The organism is Halorubrum sp. Atlit-26R (genome assembly GCF_003666015.1).
GTDB lineage: Archaea > Halobacteriota > Halobacteria > Halobacteriales > Haloferacaceae > Halorubrum.
In genome coordinates, this window is the sequence record NZ_QPLT01000034.1 from 1 (window position 1) to 5,581 (window position 5,581).

At 56.2% G+C, this 5,581-nt stretch carries 6 protein-coding genes and 1 pseudogene; 4 read left to right on the forward strand and 3 right to left on the reverse strand.

Annotated features, from left to right (window positions below):
* Positions 1-97: 97 nt before the first annotated feature.
* From DVK07_RS18870 to DVK07_RS18885, 4 genes are all read left to right on the forward strand, one after another.
* Positions 98-1,852, forward strand: coding sequence for a transposase (locus DVK07_RS18870; protein WP_121598448.1), 1,755 nt, complete (start codon positions 98-100; stop codon positions 1,850-1,852).
* 483 nt (positions 1,853-2,335) lie between these two features.
* A complete protein-coding gene (locus DVK07_RS18875; protein ID WP_121598449.1) occupies positions 2,336-3,637 on the forward strand; it encodes a site-specific recombinase in 1,302 nt (433 codons plus the stop codon).
* A 155-nt stretch (positions 3,638-3,792) separates the two neighbouring features.
* Entirely contained in the window at positions 3,793-4,101 is a 309-nt protein-coding gene (locus DVK07_RS18880) for a hypothetical protein (RefSeq protein WP_004595462.1), read from the forward strand.
* Between the two features lie 2 nt (positions 4,102-4,103).
* Complete coding sequence (locus DVK07_RS18885) at positions 4,104-4,709, forward strand: hypothetical protein (protein ID WP_233565521.1); 606 nt, start codon at positions 4,104-4,106, stop codon at positions 4,707-4,709.
* A gap of 139 nt (positions 4,710-4,848) precedes the next feature.
* Here DVK07_RS18885 and DVK07_RS18890 read toward each other — a convergent pair whose 3' ends face one another.
* The 3 genes and pseudogenes from DVK07_RS18890 to DVK07_RS18900 all read right to left on the reverse strand — a co-directional run.
* Complete coding sequence (locus DVK07_RS18890; RefSeq protein WP_007344151.1) at positions 4,849-5,097, reverse strand: type II toxin-antitoxin system HicA family toxin; 249 nt, start codon at positions 5,095-5,097, stop codon at positions 4,849-4,851.
* A 5-nt stretch (positions 5,098-5,102) separates the two neighbouring features.
* A complete protein-coding gene (locus DVK07_RS18895; protein WP_121598451.1) occupies positions 5,103-5,405 on the reverse strand; it encodes a type II toxin-antitoxin system HicB family antitoxin in 303 nt (100 codons plus the stop codon).
* A 61-nt stretch (positions 5,406-5,466) separates the two neighbouring features.
* Positions 5,467-5,581 (reverse strand): annotated as a pseudogene (locus DVK07_RS18900) (IS6 family transposase); the annotation flags it as partial.

A 5,581-nucleotide genomic window follows, 5' to 3' on the forward strand; every position in this document is an offset into this window, starting at 1 on the left:
TAGCAGTTAAGTTCAAAATGAATCTACTATCGATACTAATGTCCTCACTCAACTGGGCTGTTGACAGCTCATTTTTGTCTATCGGCGGTGAGAGCCGATGAGCAATGAGAGCAGTCGGGTTCAAAGTAGGCTGACAAAGCAAGTTGATGATGTCCTTACTGTAGATACTGACTGGATCACACTTGCGAACGAACTGGACGTGAGCCGCTATACGCTACGGGACGCACACCCTGAGTGGAGTTCGTCGCTTCCGTTTCGGCCAATGTTTCTGGCGTATCTGTGGGCAACTGTCGAGCGTGAATCCCTGTCAGGAATCCCAGAACGCCTCTCTGACCGACCGGAACTCGCCCGTGCATTTGGGTTTGAGATGGATGGTCTCCCCTCAGAAAGTAGCTGTAAACCAGTTCGGCTTGAAAGCCGATTCGGAAAGTTACAGACGGTCGTCGAATCAGGTGCTGAAGAGATCCGCCTGCTTGCATCTGAACGAGGCGCACCAATCGGGAATGATCTTCTCAAAACAGCGGACGACGAAGACAAACAGTCGCTGTCAAATCGAACCGTCCAACGCTTGCTGCGAAAGAAGGGACAAGAGGTGCTCAATGAGCTGAAATCAGTAGCTATCCCCTCAATCTCACTCTCCCGATCAGATGACGCGATCTACGACGACGATGAGCTACTCGTCTTAGAAGCAATCGCGACAATCAAGCAGCAGGCGGCACACGGTTCGGGGCAAAATCTAGGTGACATGAAAAACCCAGATCCCGCTGTTGATGACCCGTTCTACGAGGACGGCCCATCCGGTGAAACGCTGTTGGAAGCCCTCAAGCAGATGTCCGTCGATGAGATTGCGACTGTGCTGAATTTCGCTCTCCGAAAGACCTACACACGCGCGAAGCCCCAAATCAGAGAACTCGAACACGACAACGGCTCACGGTTTGGCACTCGGGCGAAAGTCGCGCTGGACATCACGTATGTTGCCTACCATGGCGATCGCGACGAGATGAAATGGGTCCAGGGCGCACCTGAAGGAAAAGAATACAGTTGGTGTCACAAGTTTGCGACGGTCGTAATCGTCGGTGAGAACACTCACTACGTCGTCGGGGTGTGTCCGCTTGGGAGTACGGACTACGCCGCGACAGACGCCTATCCAGGCAAGGGTAATTCCTACTACATCGGGGATGTTGCACGGCGACTCCTTTCGATCGCCGAAGACTACGTCGACGTCAGGATGGTGTACGCCGATCGTGAATTCCACGCTGTTGACGTCATTCAGACGCTTACTGACAAGGGGTTGGACTACGTGATCCCCGCTCAGAAAGATCAGCATCGAATTGGACCGATGTGCGACCGGTTTGACCAAGTGAAGCAGGGGTATCACGAACCGAACGACACCCCGCTGTATGTCGAGGAGGATTTCGTCATGCACGGTGCAGTGAAGGGTGGCGTCTCAAACCACACGGTACATACGACCGTTACCGTGTTACCCCCAGCGGAAGATGATGATGTCCATGAAGAGGGATCGCCACAGCCCTTTCTCACCAGTCTCGATGTGAGTGACGAGGTCGCACTCGATCGGCGCTGGGCGAAACAGCAGATTGAACAGTACAGTGACCGCGGAGCGATCGAGAACTCGTACTCGTCGATCAAGAACGCAGCAGCGTGGACTACCTCGAAGGAGTTTGGAGTACGGTGGTTCCATTTCGCCTTTGGGTGTGTGGTCTACAACATGTGGCTGTTAGTCGATTTCCTCACACAGGAGCGCATTGGAGTCATTAAAACCCGGAAGAAGCCCAGAATCACACTCAGTCGGTTCCTTGATTGGCTGGACAAAGAGCTGATCACACTCATTTAGAGCTCGGTCTGGGCTAGCCCTTCGCGAGAGGCATCACTCTTTGCTGAGATAGATTTCGACCGATAAGTTTGTTTAGTATAATAATTCTATCTCTATGATAGCTATTAGAGCGTAATCGCGGCTATTTCTATCGGGTACTGGTACGAATAGAGTCGATCCCGTGAACGTTTTGACCGGCATTCGCAACTACCAGGGTCTAATTGTGTATAGCGATATACGATTTACTGATCTCCCTGATCGAACTAGAAGCGTTCTCGCTGTCGAAATCAGCCGATAATCTCACAGGACCACGAATATCCGGCAGAATAAATTACTTAGTCTTAGTTGAGTAAGACAAAGTAAACTCTTAGTGACCCCCACCCGTGGCCCCAAATGAGGCAGATCCAGAACTATGCCCGACGCTTCCCCAAACAGCCGCTCCAGCAGGAACACCGCGTTCACAGCGGTGTTCCGACGGCACAACCCCCACCCCTCGGAGGCGCAATGATGGGCCGCCGCTCCGTCGAGACCGCGATCGACGACACGTTCACGAAGTACCTCACCGACAAGGGGAAAGGCGACGCCGGCGAGCAAGGTGCGTACCGAACTGACGCCGAGCGCGAGCTCCAGCGATTCCGGTGCTGGTGTCTCGGTCGAACCGCTGACTCGGCGAACGCCTCCCCGCCGGAGTCGTGGGCGGGTGTCGTCGACGGCGACACTATCCGGTTCGCGGACCTCGATACGACGGTGTTCTCGGACTACGCGCGGTACCTCTCGACCGCCGGGTACGCTGCCGGGACCGTGCTCACCTACTACGCCCACGTGGCCTCGTGGTGCGGGTGGGCGCACGCACAGGGATACACCCCGCGCCACTACGCCCGGGAGTCGGACGCAGAGGACCCGCTCCCCGAGAACGACGGCCGACGTCCAGGCGACCAGCAGGCGTGGGAGCCGATCCACCGCGACCTGATCACGCAGTTCGTCGACCGGCGGGTCTCCGAGGCGTTCGACGCCCTCGGCGCGATCGAGGTCTCCCACGCCGACCGGGGCGACCCGGAGAGCGAGACGTGGCAGGCCAAACAGCGCGCCCGGTTCGAGGCCTACCAGCGGTGTCGCGAACAAGCGCTCGTGTACGTCGTCGCCTACACCGGCCTGCGCGGGTCGGAGTTCCTTTCGGCGCCGAAGGAAGACCGCGAGGGTCGCAACGGGATCCGGTGGCGTGACGTGTCGTTCGGGGACAGCAGCGTCACCGTGTTCCGGAAGAGTCGCGAGTGGAAGGAGGCGTCACTCCCCGAGCCCGTCATCGGACCGTTGAAGCGGTACGCCGAGGTGCTGGACGTCCCCGAGTCGTGGCCGGTGTTCACGACGCTCCACCGCCCCTCGCTCGCCTCACACGTCTCCGACGGGCTGGGCGACGCCGGCCTCGACGACGACGCGATCGAGCGGGTCCGCGGCGGGGCGCCCGACCTGATCGTCGCGACCGAACACGACCTCGACGCGCCGAAGCCGCTCACCACCGACGGCGCCCGGTCGATCATGGAGCGGCTCTGGACGCACGAGAAGCTCGCAGAACGTCGCGACGAGCTGGACCTCACACTCGACGGGGACTATCTCGAACTACACGGTGGGCGCCGGGGCGTCGGCGAGGTACTCGTCCGGCAGTTCGGCTACGCCGCTGCGGCGCGGTACCTCGACAACAGCGAGGAACAGGTCCGCGAGGCGTATCAGCATATCGAGGCCGCCGAGCGCGCCGACATGGCGACCGAAGCATTCTCGCAGACAGACAACCGGGTAAACGAGCGGTAAGACCCGGATCTCTACGATAGTAATCTGTGGCCTTGTTCAAATTCTCTTCTTCAGAGATGTTCTTACTTGAACCAGTCGTTGATCGCTGTGAGTTTGTACTGACATGGATGACCTGTCACAACATCTATTGCCGTGGAAATAGAATACAAGGTAAGATGGCCACAAACAACGACAAAATCCAGTTCCGGGGAGAAACTGAAAAAGAGGCGACTCAGATTGTCGATCAGATGCGTCTTGGTGGGATCAACATTAGTGAGCTTGCTCGGCAGGGTCTTCAAGAGAAACTCCGAGAAGTCCTCTCAGACGAGGAGAAGATCACCCTCCACCAGCGATACAAGCAGGGAGAGCTTTCTGAGGAAGTTGCGGAGATTCTTCTTGGTGATGCTTTGGAAGAAATTGAGCGGGAGCGGGAATCCTTTGAGGAGGCTACAGAGCTTGATACGAGTGGCGTTTTCCAGCAGTGAAGATGGCGGAGGATGATGTACGCCATCCAGTTATCGTTGATACAGACGCACTAATTGCTGTCGCGAACACAGATCTCTGGTCTCGAATTACCGACAATATACAGCTGACGACGACTAACGTGTGTTATCACGAACTCAAGCGCCACGTTCGGGAGATGTCTGAGTACGCACCCGAAGGGACGAGAGAGCGATGGGTCCACGACGGGAGTAAGAGGGCACTTGAGCCGTTCGACGACGAGGAGACGTCATTTACGAAGGTTCCGTGTGTCCCTCGACCGCATGGGGAGGATGCTGGGGAGAAGTCCGTGAAGATGGAAATCGAACAGAATACAGAGCTGTATCGGTTCGCTATTTTGATGGATACGCACGGGCGTCGGGCTATCAATCGAGTGTTCGATGACGTAGAAGAGACGACTGGGAAGGCAGTTGCTCCCACGTTTTTGTTGTATCTGTTACTAGACGACGGAGAGTGTACTGTAGCGGAGTTCTGTCAGGCCTGTGGAGAGATGCTTCAAGGGGAAGGCTGGACAGGGTATCAAGCGATTCAGGCAGCGTGGGAGGCGATCCCGGTCGATTGCTCGCAGTATCTCCCGAACAATCTATCCTGAGCGATCCGTGAGTTCTCTATATTGAACGAACCGAGCCAGAGTATGTCATATTCTAATAATTTACAATCATAACGACTGAATCAGTAGACCGGTCCGGAAATACAATCCAATATCTTCGGGGGATTAGCTGAGTAGCGTATCAGCACTGCTGTTCGATCCACTGACACCACTTCTCGAAGTCCTCCGCCCCGGACTGCTCTGCGATGTTGCGCAACGTGCCAATTCGGATCCGGTCGTGTTGCGGTACGGAGACCACGCGGACATCATCGTCGTTTGTCGGGTGCTCGTACCGCAGCTTGACGTGGCTACCAGTTCGGTCAACAATTACGAAGCGGTTTTTCGTGAGTGCTTTGACGACATCGCGCCCGGAGAAATCGCGTGACGCCATCCGATTTACTTCATAAAATCGGGGAGGCCATCGTGCTCATCACGAGCCTGCGCTACCTCATCCGGATCAATACCGAGATCCTCGAGTACTTTCTCTTCCTGCTCGCGGGTATCGATGGACTCGCCGATTTCCCCCTTGTGGAGCGCGACTGCCTCGTCGAGGTTGTCGAGGGCATCCTGCCTCGTCTCACCTTGGCTCGCAACACCTGTCTCCTCGTCACGGGCGACCCACCAACCGTCGTCCGCCTGAGTGAGCGTAATGGTTCGCCCACTCTGGGGATCGTCGTTTGTGCTCGTTTCAGTACTCATTACCAGCGTATTACCTGAGTAGTGTGATAAGCATTCGGCCGGTGAATCTCGTCGTGTTAACTTAAGCATGATTCCACCAGACGGCGTGGGCTTGTAACCACGTTTCCGCGGTCGGTGGATCGACGTGGCTGAAACAGTTTGAAAACGAAGAGGTTCGTCGTTCTACTTCTCTAAAA